The sequence below is a fragment of the Priestia sp. RMT2NF4 genome (assembly GCF_047872835.1).
Lineage (GTDB): Bacteria > Bacillota > Bacilli > Bacillales > Bacillaceae_H > Priestia > Priestia zanthoxyli.
This window is the reverse complement of the sequence record NZ_JBLQZO010000036.1, coordinates 1-332: the sequence shown is the minus strand read 5'-3', so window position 1 is coordinate 332 and position 332 is coordinate 1. Positions and strand designations below refer to the sequence as shown.

Annotated in this window: 1 protein-coding gene; it reads left to right on the top strand. The window is 33.4% G+C overall.

Features of this window, described 5'->3' with window-relative positions; translation table 11 throughout:
• On the top strand, positions 1–141 hold the full coding sequence (locus ACMX9J_RS27720) for a carboxymuconolactone decarboxylase family protein (RefSeq protein ID WP_416226476.1): 141 nt from the start codon (positions 1–3) through the stop codon (positions 139–141).
• The last annotated feature ends 191 nt before the right edge of the window (positions 142–332 follow it).

Here is a 332-nt window from a genome sequence, read left to right as displayed (position 1 = left end):
ATTGATATCCACACTAAAGCAGCCAAAAAAGCGAAAGCAACGAGAGAAGAAGTGGCTGAATCAATTATGGTAGCAACAGCATTGAAAGCAGGATCTGCTCTTTCTCATGGAGTTAATGCATTAGTTGCATATGATGAATAAGTCTTGTGGAGGGGTATGTACTGACGGCAGCTGTATCATTCCCCCTAAAAAATTATAATAAAGGGCTTTGTAAAAACTTTTATTAGATAACGAAAGTGGAAAGAGATAATTCTTAAAAAAATACAAAATGAAGGAGATATAAAAATGACAAAAATTAATGGAGTCGATACAAAAGTTATTGAAAACTTAGT